This is a genomic window from Pradoshia sp. Z6_59 (assembly GCF_058267515.1).
In genome coordinates, this window is record NZ_JBZCPP010000011.1 from 66,408 (window position 1) to 88,579 (window position 22,172).

Annotated in this window: 22 protein-coding genes and 1 pseudogene; 21 read left to right on the forward strand and 2 right to left on the reverse strand. The window is 40.0% G+C overall.

From position 1 onward, the window contains the following. Positions 1-13: 13 nt before the first annotated feature. Positions 14-796: pseudogene (tagH, locus tag AC4D4B_RS12715) on the forward strand (teichoic acids export ABC transporter ATP-binding subunit TagH); the annotation flags it as partial. 401 nt (positions 797-1,197) lie between these two features. Here the strand turns inward: tagH and AC4D4B_RS12720 are convergent. Further along, the gene (locus AC4D4B_RS12720; RefSeq protein ID WP_491000087.1) at positions 1,198-3,645 is read right to left on the reverse strand and encodes a S8 family serine peptidase; all 2,448 of its coding nucleotides are present in this window, start codon (positions 3,643-3,645) and stop codon (positions 1,198-1,200) included. Positions 3,646-3,786: 141 nt separating this feature from the next. Further along, positions 3,787-4,419, reverse strand: coding sequence for a YigZ family protein (locus tag AC4D4B_RS12725; RefSeq protein ID WP_491000088.1), 633 nt, complete (start codon positions 4,417-4,419; stop codon positions 3,787-3,789). A gap of 299 nt (positions 4,420-4,718) precedes the next feature. Between AC4D4B_RS12725 and AC4D4B_RS12730 the strand changes: the two genes are divergently transcribed. The 20 genes from AC4D4B_RS12730 to fliD all read left to right on the forward strand — a co-directional run bounded on the left by AC4D4B_RS12730 (position 4,719) and on the right by fliD (position 22,160). Next, entirely contained in the window at positions 4,719-5,873 is a 1,155-nt protein-coding gene (locus AC4D4B_RS12730) for a sensor histidine kinase (RefSeq protein WP_490994951.1), read from the forward strand. Positions 5,874-5,992: 119 nt separating this feature from the next. Next, positions 5,993-6,679 carry a response regulator gene (locus tag AC4D4B_RS12735; protein WP_490994950.1) on the forward strand — a complete coding sequence of 229 codons (687 nt, stop codon included), beginning with the start codon at positions 5,993-5,995 and terminating at the stop codon, positions 6,677-6,679. 160 nt (positions 6,680-6,839) lie between these two features. Continuing rightward, entirely contained in the window at positions 6,840-7,340 is a 501-nt protein-coding gene (locus tag AC4D4B_RS12740) for a GNAT family N-acetyltransferase (protein WP_491000089.1), read from the forward strand. Between the two features lie 113 nt (positions 7,341-7,453). Further along, positions 7,454-8,302, forward strand: coding sequence for a DegV family protein (locus tag AC4D4B_RS12745; protein WP_490994948.1), 849 nt, complete (start codon positions 7,454-7,456; stop codon positions 8,300-8,302). A gap of 66 nt (positions 8,303-8,368) precedes the next feature. Then, complete coding sequence (locus tag AC4D4B_RS12750) at positions 8,369-9,751, forward strand: ATP-dependent helicase ComFA (protein ID WP_491000121.1); 1,383 nt, start codon at positions 8,369-8,371, stop codon at positions 9,749-9,751. A gap of 223 nt (positions 9,752-9,974) precedes the next feature. Further along, positions 9,975-10,763, forward strand: coding sequence for a DUF6270 domain-containing protein (locus AC4D4B_RS12755; RefSeq protein ID WP_490994947.1), 789 nt, complete (start codon positions 9,975-9,977; stop codon positions 10,761-10,763). Positions 10,764-11,483: 720 nt separating this feature from the next. Beyond that, on the forward strand, positions 11,484-12,176 hold the full coding sequence (locus AC4D4B_RS12760; RefSeq protein WP_491000090.1) for a ComFC family protein: 693 nt from the start codon (positions 11,484-11,486) through the stop codon (positions 12,174-12,176). A gap of 64 nt (positions 12,177-12,240) precedes the next feature. Beyond that, on the forward strand, positions 12,241-12,654 hold the full coding sequence (locus AC4D4B_RS12765) for a TIGR03826 family flagellar region protein (protein WP_491000091.1): 414 nt from the start codon (positions 12,241-12,243) through the stop codon (positions 12,652-12,654). 226 nt (positions 12,655-12,880) lie between these two features. Beyond that, complete coding sequence (gene flgM / locus AC4D4B_RS12770; protein ID WP_490994944.1) at positions 12,881-13,144, forward strand: flagellar biosynthesis anti-sigma factor FlgM; 264 nt, start codon at positions 12,881-12,883, stop codon at positions 13,142-13,144. A 60-nt stretch (positions 13,145-13,204) separates the two neighbouring features. Further along, entirely contained in the window at positions 13,205-13,699 is a 495-nt protein-coding gene (locus AC4D4B_RS12775) for a flagellar protein FlgN (protein ID WP_491000092.1), read from the forward strand. 21 nt (positions 13,700-13,720) lie between these two features. Beyond that, complete coding sequence (flgK, locus tag AC4D4B_RS12780) at positions 13,721-15,325, forward strand: flagellar hook-associated protein FlgK (RefSeq protein WP_491000093.1); 1,605 nt, start codon at positions 13,721-13,723, stop codon at positions 15,323-15,325. A gap of 10 nt (positions 15,326-15,335) precedes the next feature. Continuing rightward, complete coding sequence (flgL, locus tag AC4D4B_RS12785) at positions 15,336-16,211, forward strand: flagellar hook-associated protein FlgL (protein WP_491000094.1); 876 nt, start codon at positions 15,336-15,338, stop codon at positions 16,209-16,211. A 79-nt stretch (positions 16,212-16,290) separates the two neighbouring features. Beyond that, a complete protein-coding gene (locus AC4D4B_RS12790) occupies positions 16,291-16,413 on the forward strand; it encodes a hypothetical protein (protein WP_490552636.1) in 123 nt (40 codons plus the stop codon). After that, positions 16,410-16,850 (forward strand): flagellar assembly protein FliW, encoded by a 441-nt coding sequence (fliW, locus tag AC4D4B_RS12795; RefSeq protein ID WP_491000095.1) that lies wholly within the window; start codon positions 16,410-16,412, stop codon positions 16,848-16,850. The genes AC4D4B_RS12790 and fliW overlap by 4 nt, the downstream gene beginning before the upstream one ends. A gap of 3 nt (positions 16,851-16,853) precedes the next feature. Continuing rightward, positions 16,854-17,093: a carbon storage regulator CsrA gene (csrA, locus tag AC4D4B_RS12800; RefSeq protein WP_491000096.1), complete on the forward strand. Its 240-nt coding sequence runs from the start codon at positions 16,854-16,856 to the stop codon at positions 17,091-17,093. Positions 17,094-17,217: 124 nt separating this feature from the next. Next, a complete protein-coding gene (locus tag AC4D4B_RS12805) occupies positions 17,218-18,045 on the forward strand; it encodes a flagellin N-terminal helical domain-containing protein (RefSeq protein ID WP_491000097.1) in 828 nt (275 codons plus the stop codon). A 306-nt stretch (positions 18,046-18,351) separates the two neighbouring features. After that, the gene (locus tag AC4D4B_RS12810) at positions 18,352-18,516 is read left to right on the forward strand and encodes a carbon storage regulator (RefSeq protein ID WP_140461804.1); all 165 of its coding nucleotides are present in this window, start codon (positions 18,352-18,354) and stop codon (positions 18,514-18,516) included. A gap of 200 nt (positions 18,517-18,716) precedes the next feature. Beyond that, complete coding sequence (hag, locus tag AC4D4B_RS12815) at positions 18,717-19,589, forward strand: flagellin Hag (RefSeq protein ID WP_491000098.1); 873 nt, start codon at positions 18,717-18,719, stop codon at positions 19,587-19,589. Between the two features lie 234 nt (positions 19,590-19,823). Beyond that, positions 19,824-20,183 carry a flagellar protein FlaG gene (gene flaG, locus AC4D4B_RS12820; RefSeq protein ID WP_491000099.1) on the forward strand — a complete coding sequence of 120 codons (360 nt, stop codon included), beginning with the start codon at positions 19,824-19,826 and terminating at the stop codon, positions 20,181-20,183. A 12-nt stretch (positions 20,184-20,195) separates the two neighbouring features. Beyond that, positions 20,196-22,160: a flagellar filament capping protein FliD gene (gene fliD / locus AC4D4B_RS12825; RefSeq protein WP_491000100.1), complete on the forward strand. Its 1,965-nt coding sequence runs from the start codon at positions 20,196-20,198 to the stop codon at positions 22,158-22,160. Positions 22,161-22,172 lie beyond the last annotated feature (12 nt).

Sequence of the window (22,172 nt, forward strand, 5' to 3'; positions counted from 1 at the left end):
TGGAGTGAATGTAATGGAAGAAACCGTAATTGTAAAGAACGTATATAAGAAATACCGGATGCATAGTAAAACCACTGATAAATTACTAGATATTATTTTGCCGGGCGGCCGTGGAGAAGACTTCTATGCCCTACAGAATATTAGTTTCACCGCAAAAAAAGGTGATGTCATTGGCTTAATTGGTGTCAACGGATCAGGTAAATCTACATTGTCCAATATTATTGCAGGTATTATTCCGCCAACAACTGGCACGGTAGAAACAATAGGGCAAACTTCTTTAATTGCCATTGCTTCGGGATTGAATAATCAATTGACAGGCCGTGAGAATATTGAACTGAAATGTTTGATGCTAGGTTTTAGCAAGAAAGAGATCAAAGAACTTGAGCCAGATATTATTGAGTTTGCCGAAATCGGAAAATTTATTGATCAACCTGTTAAAAAATACTCAAGTGGGATGAAATCCAGGCTGGGATTTGCGATTTCTGTTACAGTGGATCCGGATATTTTAATTATCGATGAAGCTTTATCAGTTGGTGACCAAGCATTCGCTGAGAAATCTAAAAATAAGATGTACAGCTTCAGGGATAGTGGGAAAACCATTTTCTTTGTCAGCCATTCCATTAAGCAAATTAAAGATTTTTGCAATAAAGCGCTATGGCTTGAATATGGAGAATTAAAAGACTATGGAACGATTGAAGAGGTTGTTCCAAAGTATGAAAAGTTCCTTAAAGAATATAAAGCTATGTCCAATGAAGAGCGAAAGAAATTTAAACAGCAAGCGATTGAAAAGCAAAGCAAGCTAATTGAAGCAGTGAAATAATCCAAAGAAGTTAGCGGTATCAAATATGTGAAACAAATAGAGGATGCCTGTATAGTCATTTAATGGCTTTGCGGGCGCCTTTTTCTTTTTGACTAAGTAGTATGTGATTCCACGAAGTCGAATAGCTTATTGTGATACTCATAATGTGGATTTTCGGCTGAAGGGAAGGCATACCTTTGAGGCATTCCATTAATTCAATAAGGTTAATAGCCATAAAAATGGGCAAATTTAAAAGACTTAGGGTGTAATTGAGAGACTCCAAATAATTTATTCACTTTCTGTATAGAGGCAGATTAAAGGTGAAGAAAACTAACTCGTTTTCTTCACCTTTATTTTTGGTTTTATTTGGTAAACTATGGTACTGGAACTGCTTCCACTCATTGCACCTGAAGCTGGGCAGTATAGACTCCCGATTGATTATACTTATCAATCACCGTTATTTTATAGATGTACGAACCGACTGGCAAACCGACTCCTTCATTGACCTTCCCATTCCAGTTCAGCTGATTATTCCCGGCTGCTTGTTGCTTGCCGGATTGTAACGAACTGACCAATGTGTTTCCCTGATAAATAGCAATCGTGACCTTTCCGGCTTTACTTGTTGTATAAGGGATGGTCACCCCTTTAGCGGAATCAGATAAGATCAGGTTTCCTTTTCCGGTTACGGTTGGTTTACGCCAATCCTGGAGAGTGAATGCCTTGCTTTTTAGACTTTTTTTATTGCCGGCTAAATCCTTAAGCTCAAAGGATACATAGTATTTTCCCTCTGGAAGCATTTTATTATTTGTATCCTTGCCATTCCAATTTAATTTTGCTTGCTTAGCTTTGTATAATTTGTTGGTGGAAAGTGTTTTTACTTTTTTACCCTTGCTATCCAGGATATTTACCGTCATGTACAGACTTTCATTTGAATTTAAATGGGCGATTTGTTTATTTTCTCCGGTATATTTATAAATAGAAGGTACACCGGCAACTTTGCCGTTAACGGATGAATCCACATGAACAGTCACGGTTTGATTAGCACCCTTCACTTTTGTCATAGACACTTTTTCGAACCGAATTTTGTAGATTCCGTCCTTGACCTTTTTCCCATTAAGCTTGCCATCCCACGAAATTGACCCTTTTCCGCCATTTACTGTTTTCTTGTTCCAGAGTGTTTTAAGAACTTTTCCATCTTTATTGAGTAGCTTGGCGGTCACTTTTGATTTGGTATTCAAAACAAACGGTAGCTTAGTAGACTTTGTGATTTTCGGTGAAAAGTAGAATGTAGTTTTGGTCCATTTTAAATCAGGAGCAACTTTATCTGTGTATTTAATCGTTTTTGATTTTGTAATGGTCTTTTTGCCCTTGGTCATTTTAGCTACTATTTTATAGGTCCCAGATGGAGCGTAGCTATAGGTGCCCGTTTTGCCATCCCAGCTAGTTGAGACTTTTCCCCAATTCCATGTTTTATTGGAGACAAGAGTTCGTACTTTTTTCCCTTTGGAGTTTTGGACTTCTACTGTGATTCTTGAATTTCCATAGGAGTTAACGGATATGGCTACTTTATTCTTGCCTGTCGCCTTGAATGTCCCGGCAGAACTTATGGACGAAAGCGGCGCAGGTGTCTTGCTGATTGCTTGTTTGGCATCTACTCTTCCGTAGCCATAATAATAATCCCAGCCTCTGCTGCCCAGGTCTTTAACCGACTTCGTTAAAATGGACTCTACCTGTGCCGGTGTCAGCCAGGAATTCTGGGATAATAGTAAGGCAGCGACTCCACTGACGATAGGTGATGACATAGAAGTGCCACTCATAGATTGATATTTATTGTCTTTTACGGTCGATAAAATATCGGTGCCAGGCGCTGAATAATTAATGTATTGCCCGTAGTTGGAAAAGTTTACGCTTTGGTCATCCTGATTGGTAGCTGATACAGCTAATACATATTGCAGTGCAGCTGGATAAACGAGCTGATACGTATTATCATTTCCGGCAGCCGCAACCATGACTGCGCCCTTTGAATGTGCATAATTGATGGCATCATGGACATAGCTGCTATAATAGTAGCTTCCAAAGCTCATATTAATGACTTTGGCACCCTGGTCAGCTGCATAGATGATTCCTTTCCCAATTGAATAACTATCAGCCTGTTGGCCATTGAAAACCTGCACAGGCATAATTTTTACATTGGGTGAAATCCCTGAGATGCCTGTTTTATTCATCGAAGCGGCGATGATTCCGGCAACGTGAGTTCCGTGGTCTGTTGAAGAAATCGCAGACGAATTCTTTGGAATATTTTTTTGTTTAGTTATTTTTCCCTTTAACTCCGGATGTTTGGTCTGCATGCCATCATCTATAACAGCTACGATGATAGAGGAGGATCCCTTCGACTTATCCCATGCTTTTGCCATCCCAATCTTAGGTAAGTACCATTGCTTGGAGTAGTATGGATCCTTGGGGGTGAATTGCTTTTTGTAGGTAATATTGGGCTCGACTAATTCAACGTTGTTAGAGGTAGTTAGCTTTTTGGCCAATCCTTTTATATTTTTGCTGCTTGGAACAGAGATGAGAGAATAGTTCCCTAGCTTTGAATAAGATAGTTCTTTCCCGTTTACAGATTGAATGGTCTCGATACGGGATTTCTCGCTGACTTTACTTTTAAATTTAACGAGCATTTCTTGAGGTTTGTAGTTTGAAGAATCTGTGTTGAAGATGTTGGTGGATTTTTGAGTTGAAACAGGCTTGGAAACTTTTTTTACATGTGCCTCTGCCGATAAGGAGGTTGCCAATAGACAGGCAACGAGTGCCGTGAGGCTGAATAGAACCTGGTATACTCTTTTCATAAATTACCCCTTCTTTGTCCAATATCGTATTGATTCATTTTACCTAATTGGAACTATAATTCCTGCTGTATTTTGTCGATAAATTCAACTTTTTTCCTAGAGATTTTAGACAAAGAAGGGGAGGATGGAGTTCCTTTAGAATTAGAGGTCATGCTCGAGGTATAGCATTTCGCCTTCTTCTATGGATGCCTGTCCATTGGATAAATCCGTCATCCAGTCTATGAAGGCTTCCTTTGCGTCTTCCTCTGCGTAGGATTCAATCATGACTCGATCCAGATAATGAATTTCTTTAATGGAATAGTGCGAATTTCGAAGTTCATTTTCAATTTTCCCGAGAAGGGTATAGTCGAACGTGGATTTCATGATGCGCATTAATCTTCTTTCCACCACACCGGTTGCGTTAATTCCTTCCGAAGCGGCTCCGCCGTACGCGCGAATTAATCCGCCAGCCCCGAGTTTAATTCCTCCGAAATAGCGTGTCACAACCACCGCGGTGTCCTTCAAGCCTTTTTTCTTAATTACTTCGAGTATGGGGACGCCGGCTGTTCCGCTTGGTTCACCATCATCATTGGCTTTTTGGATGAGGTCGTTTTCACCAATCATGTAGGCTGAACAATTATGGGTTGCATCCCAGTGCTTTTTCTTGATTGATTGAATAAATTGTATGGCTTCTTCCTCTGATTCCACGCGGTTCACATAGGCAATAAAGCGTGACTTTTGGATGATTTGTTCAGTTTCGCCATATCCCTTTACTGTTTTATATGAATTCAGCATTTAGACTGCCGCCTTTCTCTCTATATCCCTTTTAGTATACTTTATTATTTGGTTCGTACGACATCTTTATTACAGAAGAATATTATGTTGTGATGGAGATGTAAAATAGTAAAAAGTAAAAAAATACTGGTAATCGTGCTATAATTTAACTATTATGTAGTATTTCACTGATATCTAATTTATTTACCCAATAATTTCTAAAAACACCCACAAAGGACCTTCGTAAAGTACGAACTATTTTATATGAATTGGTACAGAAGAAGCGTAGGATTCTTTTGCGTCAAACAGGAGGTAAGACTATGCGGGTACCTAAGCTGGATGGAAAGGCACTCGATAACATCCTTAATCATATGATCAGTACCGTGGACAATAGTAAGGGAGAAATATATGAAATAGGGGAACACTGTCAGCATGAATTTGCTCAACTTTCTTCTGAATTGGAATCTGTTAAATCAATGGTGCTGAAGGTAATTAGTGATGGGGATGAGCTTGATCGAAAGGCGCGTGAATCCCGTAAACGCTTATCAGATGTTTCTTCCCGTTTCAAGGAATTTACGGAGGAACAAGTGAGGGCAGCCTATGAACAGGCACATACGTATCAGGTCGACCTGACCATGAACAGAGAACTGGAAAAACAGCTCCGTAAACGTCGAGATGACCTTGAAAGAAGGCTCATTAATCTAAAGGAAACTATTGATAGAGCTGAGAATCTCGTTTCGCAGATCACGGTTGTTCTGCATTATTTAACAAGTGACCTGCGGGACATGTCTGAGGTTCTCGATATGTATAAACAGAAACAGGACTTTGGCTTTAAAATTATTGAGGCCCAGGAAGCCGAGCGCAAAAAGCTTTCTCGTGAAATCCATGATGGTCCTGCACAAATGCTTGCCAATGTGATGGTCCGTTCGGATTTAACGGAGCGGATATTCAGGGAACGCGGTCCGGAGGAAGCATTACTGGAAATAAAATCCTTGAAGCAGATGGTTCGAAGTGCGCTGGCTGAGGTTAGGCGAATTATCTATGACCTGCGGCCTATGGCTTTAGATGACCTCGGGCTTATCCCGACTCTGCGTAAGTATTTGCAAACCATTGGTGAATACAATTCAGAGATTGATTTTAAATTTCAGATTTATGGGCAGGAAAAAAGACTTGAGCCAAATTATGAAGTTGCGTTATTCAGGCTTGCTCAGGAAGCGGTCCAAAATGCAATCAAACATGCGAATGCCAGCCTGATTCAGGTTAAATTGGAACTTTTGAACGATAAAGGGACATTGACTGTACGGGATAATGGCCGTGGATTTGAGCCGCATAAACAGAAGGAAGGTTCCTTTGGAATCATGGGAATGAATGAGCGTGTTGAGACACTTGAAGGAGAAATGACTATTCAATCAAGTGTGGGTGGAGGTACGCTTGTCTATATTCAAATTCCATTAAAGGCATCAATAATTGTGTAAATTTTTTATAAAATAGTTTTTTAGTTATATTTATTGTAAATGTTTGGAGTTTACTGGTAGTCAAGAATATAATTAAGATAATGACTACTTACTGTAAAAAGATGGGGGATGAGAAATAAATGACAACTACAATTGCAATCATAGATGATCATCAGTTATTTCGCGAAGGGGTTAAACGGATTCTCGATTTCGAATCTTCTTTCTCGGTAATCGCTGAGGGGGACGATGGCAGCGAGGCGATCACGATTGTTGATACATATCATCCGGATGTTATCATCATGGATATCAATATGCCAAACGTAAACGGGGTTGAGGCAACAGGCCAGTTGATTGAGAAATTTCCGGATTCCAGAGTAATTATGCTTTCAATCCATGACGATGAAAACTACGTAACCCATGCTTTAAAAACAGGTGCCCGCGGCTATTTATTAAAGGAAATGGATGCGGATGCCCTAATTGACGCTGTTAAAGTCGTTGCAGATGGGGGCTCCTACCTGCATCCGAAGGTTACTCATAATCTAGTGCGTGATTACAGAAGATTGGCAACGGATGAAGCAGCAAATGGCGATAATGTTATGAATGTCGAGATTCGCCGTCCATTGCATTTGCTGACAAGACGTGAGTGCGAGGTCCTTCAATTATTGGCTGATGGTAAGAGTAACAGAGGAATCGGTGAGACTTTATTTATCAGCGAAAAGACTGTTAAAAACCATGTAAGTAATATTCTTCAAAAAATGAACGTAAATGATCGTACTCAGGCGGTTGTATATGCAATTAAAAACGGCTGGGTTGAAGTTAGATTATAATAGATGATAGAGTTAAGCGCCGACCAATTGGTTGGTGCTTTTTTAATCGGGATGGATTCTGTCAAACCATCAGTTTGTCTATTTTTTTACAATAGTGTATATACATTTTTCATATTTTGTTAAAGTTTTTAATAAAGATTAGGGTAGGAGAGGAGAAATTATGAATCATCCGTATACAATTAGAGATGCTAATGAGAAGGATTTAGCACGCATCGTTGAAATCTATAATTCTACGATTCAAAGCAGAATGGTGACGGCTGATACGGAAATGGTGGATATAGGAAGTCGCCTGGAATGGTTTTTGAATCATACCTCTGAGAAAAGGCCTTTATGGGTTATGGAAGATGATGGTATGGTTATAGGGTGGCTCAGTTTTCAGGATTTCTATGGACGACCTGCTTATCAAGCTACTGCTGAAATCAGTATCTATATTGACCCGGCTTATCGAAAAAAAGGAATAGGAGCAAAATTTTTAGATTATGCGATTAAAAATGCTCCGACCCTCAGGATTGATACGTTGCTAGGATTTATTTTTGCCCATAATGAGCCAAGCATACGCCTATTTAAGCAATTTGGATTTGAACAATGGGCTCACTTGCCTGGTGTAGCAGAATTGGATGGAGTAAAAAGAGATTTGCTGATTTTGGGTAAAAAACTATAGATTGAAAAGTTTAAAAATTATCATTTTGACCATTATAATGCAAACAGACTGATTATGATTTAAAATGGAGAAGATAATAAGGAAAATCTCAATAATAAGGATGGTTTTCAATAATGAGAACTGCAATAATTACAGATAGTACTGCTTATATACCAAAAGACCTGCGAACGCAATATGATATACATATGATTCCGCTAAGTGTAGTGTTTGGAGATGAAGTGTATCAGGAGGAGAATGAAATAACTGCTTCTGATTTTTATGAAATGGTTGAGCGTTTGGATATGCTGCCAACGACCTCCCAGCCATCAACCGGTAAATTCGTTGAAAAATATGAAGAACTTGCGAAGGACTATGATGCTGTGATCAGTATCCATTTATCGAGTGGAATTAGCGGTACCTATCAAGGTGCAATTACAGCTGGAGAGATGGTAGATAACCTTAAGGTATATGCTTTCGACTCCGAGATCACTTGTATGATTCAGGGATTATTTGTACTTGAAGCAGCCAAAATGGCGAAGGAAGGCAAACACCCTGAGGAAATCATCGCACGCTTGCATGAACTCCGCGAATCCACTAATGCTTACTTCATGGTGGACGATCTTTCCAATCTGCAAAGGGGCGGCCGTTTAAATGGCGCTGCAGCTTTAATTGGCAGCTTGCTTCAAGTAAAGCCAATCTTACATTTTGAAAACAAAGTGATTGTCCCTTTTGAAAAAATCCGTACAAAGAAAAAGGCATTAAAGCGTATAATCGATCTTTTTGAACAGGAATATCAAAAAGGTGAGCCTCTTCAGGCTGTTTTAATTCATGGAAATATTGAAGAGGAAGCGACTGAAGTGTTAAATGAGCTGAAAGAAAAATTCCCTGAAGCGGAATTTAGACTAAGCTATTTTGGTGCAGTTATTGGTACTCACTTAGGCCAGGGAGCTATGGGACTTGGCTGGACAAAACGATATAATTAACTAGTAATATGGGGCTTGGCTGTTTGGCCGGCCCTTTTTACTTAAAAGGAGGTTTTCAATTTGAACATGAAAGCATCCAGACCCTCAACAGGATCCTCATCTATATCTCTGCAACAGCTCCTCATTGGTAAAGAACTCCTCATAACTGAAATTCCAAATGAATTAAAGGATCAAATGAATTCAACTGAACAAATTTATTCTGTGAGAGGGATTGAGAATGGGATATGCAGACGCTGTGGCAATACGGATTCTCGCTTGTTTGCAACATTCCCCCACAGTGCCTGTGGTGAAAACTGTCTATATTGCCGCCATTGTATTATGATGGGCCGAATCAGCGCCTGTTCTACTCTTTTTGGGTGGAAGGGGGAAAATCTTGGCTGGAGTCCTGAGTCCGCTCGGCTTCGTTGGGATGGTATGCTTTCCTCGTCCCAAAAGGAGGCTTCAGAAAAAATCATAGAAGCTGTCCGAAATCAAACGGATTTACTCATTTGGGCAGTATGCGGAGCTGGGAAGACAGAGATGATCTTTGCTGGTATAGAAGAAGCTCTTGTCTCAGGCAAACGCGTTTGCCTGGCGACTCCTCGTACAGATGTTATCCTTGAGCTTGCTCCAAGGCTTCGCAGTGTATTTCCAGATATTCCGATCGTCGCCCTCTATGGAGACAGTCAAGAAAAACAGCTTTTTGCTCCATTTGTCTTATCGACCACTCACCAGCTGATGCGTTATGCCGGTGCTTTCGATGTGATGATTATTGATGAAGTAGATGCATTCCCATATTCCTTTGATCCTCATCTCCAATATGCGGTTCAAAAGGCGTGTAAGAAAGATGCTGCTGTTATTTATTTGACGGCAACGCCTTCAAAACAGTGGCAGCTCGAATTACAAAAGGGTATAAGGAACGGAATTCTCCTCCCTGCCCGCTTCCACAGACATCCCATCCCCGTCCCTACTATGAAATGGGTTGGTAATTGGCAATCCTCCATTCAAAAAAATAAATTCCCACATCCTTTTGAGCATTGGCTCAAAGCTGCTACCCGATGCAAGAAGCCCTTTCTTATTTTTTTCCCGAATATCGCCTTAATGGAAAAAGCCCTTCCTCTCTTTCAAGACTATGCACCTGAAATTCTTTCTGTCCATGCAGAGGATTCGGAACGTAAGGATAAAATAATGAAGCTGCGCAGGGGTGAGATTCAGGGCTTACTGACAACCACAATATTGGAAAGAGGCGTTACGATTCCTAAATTGAATGTAGCGGTGATTGGGGCTGAGGATGACATCTTTACCGAGTCAGCACTCGTCCAAATAGCCGGACGAGTTGGCAGAAGCAAGGACCATCCTCGCGGTGATTGTGTATTTTTTCATTATGGAAAAACCAATGCCATGCTTGATGCGATTCAGCAAATCAACCAAATGAATAGGGAAGCTGTCAAAAGGGGGCTGCTGGATTGAAGATTTTCCAATCATCACTTTGTCTATATTGTCACAGCCCAATTCGTGTGTGCAGGCTGGGCGAATATCTTCTTTTTGGAGGAGGACGACTTGCTATGATGATATCACAAATATATTTAAAATGGGTTAAAAGGTAATTATTGGAGTAAAGTGATGGGTCAAATATTAATATGTCAAAGGATTTTTATGTTATTATATTCTTGCATATAAAAGGAGGATGTAGATGGGTAAAATCAAAGTATCAATTATCGGCTCTTGTGTTTCAAGAGAAGCATTTACTACTATTAATAATCCTGATTATAAAAAAATATATGAAATAGGTCCTGTTTCATTTCAGACATCTATTATAAGCTTTATAAGCACTCAGGTTAAAGAAGGGACTATAGATTTTCCGAACGAACTCTCTGAATATAAAAAGGGTGTACTTTCTACTGATATATACAAAAAGACTAGAACTGAAATAGTGGACTATCAACCGGATTATCTAATTTTGGACCTTTATGCAGATGTGCGATATGGTATAGTGAAAACAGGCGAAACATTTATTACAAATAATCCTTCAACATTACGCAAAACATCATTTTACAAAGAAAAAAAACACGATTATCACATACATTCAAATAATAAATTCAATGAGTTCTTCCCGATATTTAAAGAGAAATTTGCAGAGTTTATTGAATGGAAAAAAGAAAACATACCAAATACTAAATTAGTTCTTAATAAATTTAGATTTACAAAAGAGTATGCCAAAGGCAATAAGTTATACGAATTTGACCTTAGCAAGTATCCTTATCTAGACAAGGAGAATAGTAATTTCGAAGTTATTGAGACATTCCTTGAAGAAAATTATGATTTAAGAATAATCAACAATCTTAATGTTGATTATATTGGAGATGGGCAGCATCCTTATGGTGTAACTCCGTGGCATTTGGAAAAATCTTATCAAGAGAATTTTATGAAAGAAATAAACAAAATTGTTCTAACTGATTTCGTAGAGAATGAAAAGGATTAGAGCCTAATCCTTTTCCGACCAATAATACACAGAGTTATTCAAACGTCGTAGCTCTAAGGAAATTACAGTTAGTCACATATGCAAAATAACATTGCCGATGAGTTAAAACTATCTTCTATAACTCATCGGCTAGTTAAAAATATGCATATGGATAGCACTTGTTTGCTTAGTAAGATTGGTTTTTCTTTTTGAATGAAGCCTTTTGAAAGATATTTGTCTGCCCATTCTCCATACAGATGTCATCATGGATCTGGCTCCTAGGCTTCGCGTTGTATTTTCAAACATTCCACTCACAATCCTTTATGGAGTTTTTTGCCCCAGTTGTTTTATCCACTACTCACCAGCAGATGCGCTATTCAAAATCCTGTACTCCATGTAGAAAGCATATAAGAAAGGTGCCGCTGTTATTTATCTAACCGTAACTCCTTCGAAACGTTCGCAACACTTAGTCCAATATGCGAAAGGAACAGACTTCTTCTCCCTACTTGTTTTCCCAGACACTCTATCCCATTCTCTATTATAAAATGGGTTGGAAATGGGTAGTCTCATTTCAAAATATAAACTCCTCAGTGACTCTTGTAGATTGGCTGAAATATGCCATTGAGTGCAAAAAACATTTATTATTTTCTTCCCAAGTATTGTATCAATTGAAAGAACGCTTCCTCTATACCGGTTAATTCAGCAAATGAATAGGGAAGCCGTCAAAAGGGGGCTGCTGGATTGAAGATTTTTCAATCATCACTTTGTCTTTATTGTCATAGCCCAATTCGTGAGAGTGCAGGCTGGGCGAATATCTTCTTTTTGGAGGAGGCTGATTTGCTCTGTCCGTCCTGTCGCTCCAGGCTTATACCAATTCAGGGGAATACGTGTGTGATTTGCTGTAAACCGCTTCAGAAAACGGGTAGATGCTCGGATTGTGAGGGATGGTTGATGGATTCAATGTTTGGCCAAGCACTTGATTATAATGTTTCCTTATATGCCTATAATCCGTTTATGAAGGATTTGATTGCCCGTTTTAAATATCGGGGTGATTATGAATTGGCACGTATATTTGCTGCCGAACTGCGTAAAAAAGCACCGAAGGTTAATCTTATCATTCCGATTCCGCTGAGTGACGAGCGCTTGAACGAGCGTGGGTTTAACCAAGCTGAAGCAATCGGTATGATGGCTGGAATGGTATTGGAAAATGGGCTGGTTCGTGTACATGGAGAAAAACAGTCTAAGAAGAGTCGGTATGACCGTATCCATACTGAACAGGTCTTTCGTATCAATCCTAAAGCCCCTGATTTTCAGGGAAAAATGATTCTTATACTGGATGATATTTATACGACAGGCTCCACCTTGAGGCATGCTGGTGCCCTTTTAAAGGAGGCGGGGGCAAAAAGTATCATTTCTTTGACGATTGCACGATAGTCTTTATCTTCGAAGAGAATATCCGATAAGTAATCTAAGAGTATTTCCTGAGGGGGTAAAGAATATGAATGAATTGACCAACTGTCCGACTTGCCAGGCACTATTCGTAAAAAATCAATTCCGAGATGTATGTGAGAGCTGCTATAAAAAAGAAGAGGCCATCTATAATGAGGTGTACCATTATATCCGTAAGCGAGAAAATCGCACGGCTACGATTGTTCAGGTGGTAAAGGCAACTGGGGTGGATGAGTCTTTATTAATGAAATTTATCAAGAGCGGAAAGCTGCGCATTACCTCTAACCCGAATTTGGGTTATAGCTGCGGGCATTGCGGTACCCTCATTCGAGAGGGACGCTTTTGTGAAGATTGCAACGACAATCTGCAGGCCGACCTTATGAGACATGAACGGGACGAGGAGCTCCAAAAAGAGATAGAGGAACGTGAGCGTCAAATGACCTATTACAGAAAAACGCATTAAAAATAAGTATTTAGACCTGTTAAGTCCTTTTTGAATATTGCTTTTTTGTATGTCATAATTTTCATCATAGACAGTAAACAAATCACCCTTGTTGTCGATACTAATAGTAGATAAGCATGAAGGTCTTTTGCTGATCTGCCTGAGTCATTTGTAATCTGACTCAGATTAAAAGATCACCATTGACCTTGGAAGCTAATGTGACGGAAGGGAAAGTGAGGAACGCGAAATGAAAATTAATCAACTTAATCAATATGGCGTAAATCCGTACCAAAAGGCAGTTAATAAAGCCGATACCTCCATGAAGCCTTCTCAGCTTGCCGATAAAGTAGAAATTTCCAGTGAAGCGAAAGAACTGCAGCAGCTATCGAGTGTAGAGGTTGAGCGTCAGGCTAAAATAGACGCAATTAAAAAGCAGGTAGAGAACGGCACCTATCAAGTAAATGTCAATGAAACAGCAAAAGGCGTATTGGATTTTTACTCAAAAAACTAAACCTGAAGCCAGTATGAGGCTTGTACTGGCTTTCTTTTTTTATATGGGGTGAACTAATTAATGTCAGCTCAATCTATCATTCAAACTCTTCAGCAGCTGGTCGATCTGCACAAAGAATTGAACCAAATGGCTCAGGAAAAAACAGTGGCTATTAAAGCAGAAGAGTTAAAGTCGTTAAGCAGCCTGCTTGTTCAGGAGAGGAAGCTAGTCGTTGCGATTGAACAGCTTGAGAATGTGCGGCAGAGTGATGTACATGCCTTTCTTAAAGAAAAGGGCGTGCAGGATGGAACCGCACTCTTATCAGAATGTATTCAATATGCTTCGGGAAATGAGCGAACAGAGCTTATCAGGCTGGGCGCTGAATTGCGAGAAGAGATTATGAGTTTAAAAGAACGGAATGAATTAAATCAGCAGTTAATCTATCAATCTTTGCAATTCGTGAATCTGAACTTAAACCTTATGTTACCAGAGACTGAGAGCTATACATACGACAGGCCGCAGGATTCAGAGGGCGCGGGAAAACAAAGTCAATCGCTATTTGATTCAAAGGCCTAAAAAGAAACAGGGGGAGCATTTATGACATCAACCTTTCATGGGTTAGAAACAGCCAGGCGCGGACTGACGACTCAGCAGGCTGCTTTATATGTAGTGGGCCAAAACGTTGCCAATGCCAATACACTCGGGTATTCACGCCAACGAGTTAATATGGCGGCGGAAACGGCTTACCCAAACCCGGGTATGAACCGCGAACAAATTCCTGGTCAAATGGGTACCGGTGTAAAAGCGGGCTCCATTCAGCGGGTTCGTGAAAGCTTTTTGGATGTTCAATATAGAAGCGAAAGTACGAAGCTAGGATATTGGACAGGGAGAGCGGAAGGGTTAAGCAAAATAGAGGATGTCATGGACGAGCTTAAGGGAACAGGACTTAGTGATTCCATTGATTCATTTTGGCAATCCATACAGGACTTGGCCACCAATTCTGTCAACTCAGGTGGTAAAGCTGTTGTACGTGAGCGGGGAATCGCGCTGGCAGATACATTTACCTATCTGAATAGCTCCCTAAAAATGGTCCGCACCGATTTGAAGAATGAATTGAATGTGACAATTGAAAAGGCCAATAGCATACTGGGAAGCATCGATCAGCTTAATAAACAAATTGCAGCGATTGAACCCCATGGCTATTTGCCGAATGATTTATACGATTCCCGTGATCTGTTGATTGATGAGCTTTCCTCCATGATGAATATCAAGGTCGATTATGTGAAAAACGGCGGCAATTCAGAGGCCCAGGCAATGGGTTCGGCGGTCATAAAGCTGAACAATGGCACTGCTGAACCGATGACTTTGGTTGATTCTACTGCAGTTAATCCTATTACTTTAACGTTTAATGGGGAAGATGGTGCTGTGGATACCATATCAATTGGCGGGAATGCAGTACCTTCTGCTACTTTTATCTCTGAGGGTAAGCTGCTGTCCCTTTTGCAAACATTCGGATATACAAATGCGGAAGGAAATCTGGCTGGAGATTTGCCGGATATGATCAAAGAACTTGATCATATGGCCTATACCTTTGCAACAGAGTTTAATAAGGTTCATAAGGACGGTCTAAGTGCGAAGGAGCTTGCAGCCTGGAAAACAGCTCTCGAGAATGATCCAGCTGCGAAGATAGAAGATTTTAATGAAGATATTCTGTTCTTTGCTGATGAGAATAATGCTGAGCCTCAGAACGTCAAGGGCTTTGCCAGCCGCATTCGAATATCTGATGAAATAAAAGAAAGCTACGATTATATCGCTAATGCGTCCGTTGCTACTCCTAATGATGGTGATGCAAGCAATCTATTGAAGCTTGCGGATGTCTTTTATGAAAAGCTCAATTATAAGGATGCGTTAGCTGACTCTTCTCCAGCTGCTGAAAAAGAAAGTTTAGGCGCTTACCTGCAAAGTGTTATCGGAACATTGGCGGTTAAAACGGAACAGGCGGACCGATTATCTGCGAACAGTGCGACCCTGCTGCAGAATGTCAGTGACCGACGTTCTTCCGTCAGTGCTGTTTCATTGGATGAAGAAATGACCAATATGGTTCAATTTCAGCAGGCATATAATGCATCCGCACGAATGATTACGATGATTGATGAATGTCTCGATAAAATAATCAACGGCCTTGGCGTCGGTGGCAGGTAGGTGAATAGGTATGAGAGTCACGCAAAGTATGGTTGCAGCCAATTCTTTACGGAATATCAATAAGAGCTATGGATCGATGGCACAGTATCTTGAACAGCTATCAACGGGTAAAAAGATTACAAAGGCCTCCGATGATCCAGTGATTGCCCAAAAAGGGATGTATTATCGGACAAGCCTGAATGAAGTAGAGCAATATAAGCGCAATTTATCGGAAGTTTATCTTTGGATGGACAACTCGGAGGCTTCAATGGATCAGGGAAACAAAAGCTTTCAACGTATCCGGGAATTGATGCTCCAGGCAAAAAATGATACAAACGAAACCGCCGACCGGGAAGCTATCGCAAAGGAAATTGCTCAGCTGAAAGAGGACTTAGTATCCGTAGCGAATACGCAGGTTGCCGGCCGTTATATTTTTAATGGAACGAGTGTGAATACAGCGCCTGTTACCTCCGATGCCAATGGAGTCGTGGTCAATTCAGAGAATGATCCTTATCTGGTGGAAGTATCAAGAGGGATTCAATTGAAGGCAAATGCAGATCCTTCTCAGCTATTCAGTCAGGAATTATTTAATACAATTGGAGAGATTGAGAGCGAGTTATCAGAGGATGATATGGATCTTGATTCTTTACTCCAGAAATTCGATGGTTTGGTCACTACTTTTTCAGCCGAACGCTCCGACCTTGGTGCCCGCTATAATCGCCTGGAGCTATTGGAATCGAGAATAGATAACCAGGAGGTATTGGCGAAAAAGGTACTGAGCGAAAATGAAGATGTAGACATGGAAAAGGTCTACACGGATTATATTACGCAGGAAAGTGTGCACAGAGCTGCTTTGCAAATGGGGGCAAGCATCATTCAGCCAAGTCTGGTTGATTTCTTACGCTAAATATAGATGAGTTGACTCTGGTTGCCCATTGGCCAATTGGGTCAACTTTTTTGTATGTGAAGAGGAGGAGAGATAATCCATGCCTATTGCCCAATTGCAAATGAACTCAACATCAGCGCAGCTCGGCTACCAAATCAAACGTATTAATCAATCGATTGAACAACAGATTCGAAATGAATATATAGGGGTGAAGCTAACGTGAAGCTGACAACAAAATATCATGGTGAGCAAGTAATCGACGAAAAAGATATCATTACCTTTGATGAAGGGATTCCGGGTTTTCCAAACGAACAGAAATTTGTGATTCTTCTTTTAACAGATGATCAATCCTTCTTTGTGCTTCAATCTGCAAAGACACCGAATCTAGTATTCGTGGTGACAAGTCCGTTCTTAACGTACCCCGATTATGAATTTAAATTAGATGATGATATTGTAGAATCATTAGGAGTAACAGAGGAACATATTACGGTGTTTTCGATAGTGACAGCAAGGGATCCTTTCGAGGAGTCAACGATTAATCTTCAGGCTCCGCTTATTATTGATACGTTGAAGGGTAAAGGGAAACAAATCATTCTGAATCAAACTAACTACCAAACGAGAACACCTTTATTTCCAAAAGTAGAAAGCAAGGGGGAATAAAGTATGCTTATTCTATCGAGGAAAAAAGATGAATCTATATTAGTAGGTTCCGATATTGAAATCACAGTTGTTTCGGTACAGGGCGATCAGGTTAAGCTTGGCATAAAAGCCCCGAAGCAAATCGACGTCTATCGGAAGGAACTATTTGAGGAAATCCAGCATGAAAATGTAGAAGCAGCCGAGATAACGGTCAATATTGAAGATTTGATTAATAACTCTAAAAATAGGACGAAAGACTCATAGAGAGCGATTAAAATCACCCGATACAAATAGTGTACAAGAGAAGGAGAGACGGCCGCTTTTCTTCTCTTGTACATAAAAAGGACCACATGGACGTGATCCGTTAAATCAGGGAGGATTTTTTATTATGATTATTAATCACAATATTGCAGCAATCAATACACACCGTCAATTTGGTGTAGCGAACAACGCACAATCCAGTTCAATGGAAAAATTGTCTTCAGGTCTTCGTATAAACCGTGCTGGAGATGATGCAGCAGGTCTATCTATCTCTGAAAAAATGCGTGGACAAATCCGCGGCCTAGAGCAATCTTCTCGTAACGCTCAAGATGGTATTTCTTTAATCCAAACAGCTGAAGGTGCTCTTAACGAGGTACATTCAATTACTCAACGTATGCGTGAATTGGCCGTGCAATCTGCGAATGATACAAACGTTGCTGAAGACAGAGCAGCATTGAAAGATGAATTTGATGCTTTGGCTACAGAAGTCGGACGTATTAATACAGATACAGAATTCAATAAACAAAAATTACTTGATGGTACTGCTGGTACGAATGGTGTTCTATCTATTCACATAGGCGCGAACCAAGGCCAAGTAATTGCAGTTGATTTAACTAGCGTGAAATTAGATGATATTCATGAAGCAATTGCTGATGGTGATATTAGTACTCAAACTGGAGCGGAGGCAGCAATTGCTACTTTAGATGAGAATATTGCTAAAATTTCTACTGGACGTTCAAAGCTTGGTGCATACCAAAACCGTTTGGAGCATTCAATCGCAAACTTAGACAATGCTGCAGAGAACTTGACTGCTGCTGAATCCCGTGTCCGTGATGTGGATATGGCGAAAGAAATGATGGAGCAAACAAGGTCTTCCATTCTATCTCAAGCAGCTCAAGCGATGCTTGCGCAGGCTAACCAAACACCGCAAAATGTGCTTCAATTGCTGCGTTAATTCTACTGAAATCGGAATCCTCTATGGGTTTCGATTTTTTTATTGAAAAATATGTTAAAATTTTATATTAAAACTATTAAATGTTAAAATAAATTTCCGATATAGATTATGTAAGAGAAACAACCCGAAAAAATTTCATACTGAATACTCAGGACGAGTAAATATTTCTTATTGAATCTTCGCAGGACGCGAATGTGAGATAGGGGATGTTTACTTTTTTTATGTGTACTGAAGCATAAGGAGGGTAATGTTCTCTATGGGGGTCTTACAAACTGATTACTTTTCTCAAGGAGGAGGACCACAACTATGCTAGTACTTGGTAGAAGACCTGGTGAATTTATAAAAATTGGTGATGACATCATCGTTAAGGTCGTTAAAAGTGAAGATGGACACCTTCGCTTAGCTATTGATGCCCCCAAACACGTAAAAATTACGCGTGGGGAACTATTAGATAACCAACAAAACAAATAGATTCCTCTTTGCTCATGGACGAGCGGTACTAAACTACGATGCAGGAAGCATCCCAGTTCAGAACCGGTCGTCTTTTTTAATCTCGTTATTACTGGAAGCCCCCATCCTAGGCAACGGGCCAGTTTCCATTAATATATAAATTTAAAAATCTAACAGGTGGAAAAGGAAGTCCACCTACACATTCCAAGGAGGAAAATTAAATGATTATCAATCACAATATCACAGCGTTAAACACACACCGTCAGTTGGGTGCGGCGACAAATGCACAAGCAGGATCAATGGAGAAATTGGCTTCTGGACAACGTATTAATAAGGCTGGGGATGATGCGGCGGGTCTTTCAATCTCCGAAAAAATGCGTGGGCAAATTCGCGGTTTGGATCAGGCATCTCGTAATGCCCAAGATGGTATATCTTTGATTCAAACAGCTGAAGGTGCTTTAAGTGAAACTCACTCTATCCTACAACGTCAACGTGAATTGATTGTACAAGCAGGTAATGGAGGTTCACTTGAAACAGAAGATTTAACAGCTATTAAAGATGAAATTGCAGAGTTGAATAAAGAACTTGATGGGATTGCTGAACGTACTGAGTTCAATGGCAAGAAATTACTGAATGGTGAATTCAAATCTGATTTCCAAATTGGGGCAAATGCTGGGCAGTCTCTATCTATTGATATCAGTTCTGTAGCTGCTGTGCTTAATGATGCTGAACCTCCTGTTGTTACCGAGGCAGCTAAAGGATTTAGTGCAGAAGACTTGGGTGTTAAAGGTTTAGATCCTGATGGCACATCTGGTACTTTTGATACTGATATTGATGCAGTAGACAATGCTATTAAATTAGTATCAGGTGCACGTTCTAAACTTGGTGCAAACCAAAACCGTCTAGAGCACACTATTAACAACTTAAACAACGCCAGTGAAAACTTAACGGCAGCTGAATCTCGTGTTCGTGACGTTGACATGGCCAAAGAAATGATGGAACAAACTAAAAATTCTATTCTTTCTCAAGCTGCACAAGCAATGTTGGCGCAAGCTAACCAACAGCCACAAGGAGTTTTACAACTTCTTCGTTAATTATCATAAAGGTCCGGTTTTTCCTAATGGAAAGCCGGAATTTTTTATTTAGAGTAAAGAGTAAATCATGAACCAATGAACTGTGACATATTCTTCAAAGTTAAATGTCCTAAGAGAATTGCTTGAAATCCTTTTCTTTGTATCTTCATTAATTATCCCTTCCTTCCTTAAAATCTCCCCCATCCTACCGATATACCTTATAACAGTGAACTGAATAGTTGGAGGTGCGAGATGGTGAATGGTATTTCGGCTGATGTTGGTCCTTTGGCTCCACAGTCTTTTACTAAAAGTTCTGTCCCTATAAAAGAGCAGGCTTTGATTCAAAACGTTATTCCTCAACAAGAACAGTCACCTATGACAGATGTACAAATGAAAGAGAAGCTTACAGAAACAACGGAAGCTATGAATAAATTTATAGGACCGATGCATGCGTCTTTAAAATTCGAGCTTCACGAGGATTTAAATGAATATTTTGTAACTGTAGTGGATGATACAACAGGCAATGTGCTGCGTGAAATTCCTCCTAAGAAGATGCTTGATATGTATGCAGCTATGATAGAGAACATGGCTTTGTTTGTAGACAGAAAAGTTTAAGGATGTGAAAGAATGCGTATTTCCGGTTTAGCTAGTGGCATAGATACAGACACGATGGTTAAACAGCTAATGCAGGCTGAAAGAATCCCTTTAGATAAATTAAAACAAAATAAACAGACACTTGAGTGGAAACGTGATGATTACCGTTCTATCAATACACTGTTAACAAATTTCCGCCAAGATGTATTGAACATGAAGCTGAGTTCTTCCTATCGTTCCAGAACGACAAGCAGTACCAATGATGTAGCGGTTACAGCCACCGCAACATCTGGCGCGAGCGCAACCAGTTATCAATTATCCGATGTTAAGCTGGCGAAAGCTGCTTCTCTTACAACTAAAGCATTGTCCGGTACAAATCCAAAGTTAGATTCCAGTAAATCTCTGGAGTCTATGTCGGGCAGCTTTTCTTCAGCTATCGAATGGAAAACAGGTGTGGTCGAAACACAAAAGTTTACAACCAACGGGTCACCCATTGATCTTAAATTACCCGACACTGTAACTATTCAGAATGATCAAGTTCAAATTAAAGTGGCAGGAAAAGTGTTGCAGCAATATTCGAAGGATGCCGATGGTAAGGACGTTAGAAATTACTCAATTGATAAAGGAATTGTTACATTCGAAAATAATATTCCTGCATCAGGGCTAGCCATCGAAGTAAACTATGTGACAGATAAAAAGGTAGAAAAAATCTCTATAGCTAAAGATGCCTCAAGCTTTCAACTTTCTAAAGTAGCCATTAATGAAGGGTCTATGACCCTGAAAGTTGGGGGAATATCTGTTACGCCTGACGAAAATGGAGAGTTTAGTGCTGGTACTATATCTGGTACGGTAAATTTCAAAACAGGTAAGGTCGATCTTAAAACTGCTGCAAGTGAGGATATAGAAATAGAGGCTGAGTATACGAAAAAATATACTGCCATGAACATGAAGACTACAACCTCAAGTGGAGAGATGAGTGAAACATTCTTCATTACTTCTGATCAATCTCTGGATAACGTAATCAGTAAAGTGAATTCATCAAAGCTTGGATTAAACATGTTCTATGATTCATTTACAGACAAAATATCTATGACAAGAAAAGAAACAGGTACCTTTGCCGCAGATTTGAAGGATATTCAAATAGATAATTCATCATTAGCTCAAGCCCTTCAATTGACTTCAGCTGATTACAAAGCGGGTGCCAATGCGCTATTAAAAATTAATGGCCTAGAGACTCAACGGACAAGCAATACCTTCACCATGAATGGTGTCACATTCACGCTTAAGAGTGAATTTACTGAAGCGGTTACGGTCGGAATTAATAATGATACGACTAAAGTGTACGACAACATAAAGGGCTTTGTAGATAAATACAACGAATTAATTTCAACAATTCAAGGCAAGGTCAGCGAGGAACGCAATCGAAATTATTTACCTTTAACTGATGATGAACGTGATAGCTTGAGTGAAAAAGAGGTTGAGAAATGGGAAAATATTGCGAAGACAGGAATGCTGCGCAATGATTCTATTTTGAATGGAGCTTTAAACTCCATGCGGGGGAGCTTTTATAGCTCAGTTAACACATCAACAGGTATGTATTCCTCTTTAAGCAGCATCGGAATCACAACCACCTCAGATTACATGGCAGGTGGTAAACTCGAAATCAATGAAACAAAACTAAAACAGGCTTTAGAGGATGACCCTGAAAGTGTAGAAGCTTTATTTGCTTCGGAGGATGGGATTTTATCAAAGCTGCAAAACAATATATCTGCTGCTACTGACCAGCTGAAGACAAGAGCGGGAACATCATTATCGACCAATGCTACGTTTACGATGGGCAGAGATTTAACGAATATTGATGATCGTATCAGTCGATTTGAGGACAGGCTAGTCCAGGTAGAGAATCGCTACTATAAACAATTCACTGCGATGGAAAAAGCAATTCAACAGGCAAACAGCCAATCAGGCTATTTATCATCCATGTTTGCGACTGGTTAATAAAAAAGGAGT

Excerpts from the sequence above, each read along its gene's own strand:
- AC4D4B_RS12720 (WP_491000087.1), bottom strand. The coding sequence starts at position 3,645 with ATGAAAAGAGTATACCAGGTTCTATTCAGCCTCACGGCACTCGTTGCC.
- AC4D4B_RS12725 (WP_491000088.1), bottom strand. The coding sequence starts at position 4,419 with ATGCTGAATTCATATAAAACAGTAAAGGGATATGGCGAAACTGAACAA.
- AC4D4B_RS12730 (WP_490994951.1), top strand. The coding sequence starts at position 4,719 with ATGCGGGTACCTAAGCTGGATGGAAAGGCACTCGATAACATCCTTAAT.
- AC4D4B_RS12735 (WP_490994950.1), top strand. The coding sequence starts at position 5,993 with ATGACAACTACAATTGCAATCATAGATGATCATCAGTTATTTCGCGAA.
- AC4D4B_RS12740 (WP_491000089.1), top strand. The coding sequence starts at position 6,840 with ATGAATCATCCGTATACAATTAGAGATGCTAATGAGAAGGATTTAGCA.
- AC4D4B_RS12745 (WP_490994948.1), top strand. The coding sequence starts at position 7,454 with ATGAGAACTGCAATAATTACAGATAGTACTGCTTATATACCAAAAGAC.
- AC4D4B_RS12750 (WP_491000121.1), top strand. The coding sequence starts at position 8,369 with ATGAAAGCATCCAGACCCTCAACAGGATCCTCATCTATATCTCTGCAA.
- AC4D4B_RS12755 (WP_490994947.1), top strand. The coding sequence starts at position 9,975 with ATGGGTAAAATCAAAGTATCAATTATCGGCTCTTGTGTTTCAAGAGAA.
- AC4D4B_RS12765 (WP_491000091.1), top strand. The coding sequence starts at position 12,241 with ATGAATGAATTGACCAACTGTCCGACTTGCCAGGCACTATTCGTAAAA.
- flgM (WP_490994944.1), top strand. The coding sequence starts at position 12,881 with ATGAAAATTAATCAACTTAATCAATATGGCGTAAATCCGTACCAAAAG.
- AC4D4B_RS12775 (WP_491000092.1), top strand. The coding sequence starts at position 13,205 with ATGTCAGCTCAATCTATCATTCAAACTCTTCAGCAGCTGGTCGATCTG.
- flgK (WP_491000093.1), top strand. The coding sequence starts at position 13,721 with ATGACATCAACCTTTCATGGGTTAGAAACAGCCAGGCGCGGACTGACG.
- flgL (WP_491000094.1), top strand. The coding sequence starts at position 15,336 with ATGAGAGTCACGCAAAGTATGGTTGCAGCCAATTCTTTACGGAATATC.
- AC4D4B_RS12790 (WP_490552636.1), top strand. The coding sequence starts at position 16,291 with ATGCCTATTGCCCAATTGCAAATGAACTCAACATCAGCGCAGCTCGGC.
- csrA (WP_491000096.1), top strand. The coding sequence starts at position 16,854 with ATGCTTATTCTATCGAGGAAAAAAGATGAATCTATATTAGTAGGTTCC.
- AC4D4B_RS12805 (WP_491000097.1), top strand. The coding sequence starts at position 17,218 with ATGATTATTAATCACAATATTGCAGCAATCAATACACACCGTCAATTT.
- AC4D4B_RS12810 (WP_140461804.1), top strand. The coding sequence starts at position 18,352 with ATGCTAGTACTTGGTAGAAGACCTGGTGAATTTATAAAAATTGGTGAT.
- hag (WP_491000098.1), top strand. The coding sequence starts at position 18,717 with ATGATTATCAATCACAATATCACAGCGTTAAACACACACCGTCAGTTG.
- fliD (WP_491000100.1), top strand. The coding sequence starts at position 20,196 with ATGCGTATTTCCGGTTTAGCTAGTGGCATAGATACAGACACGATGGTT.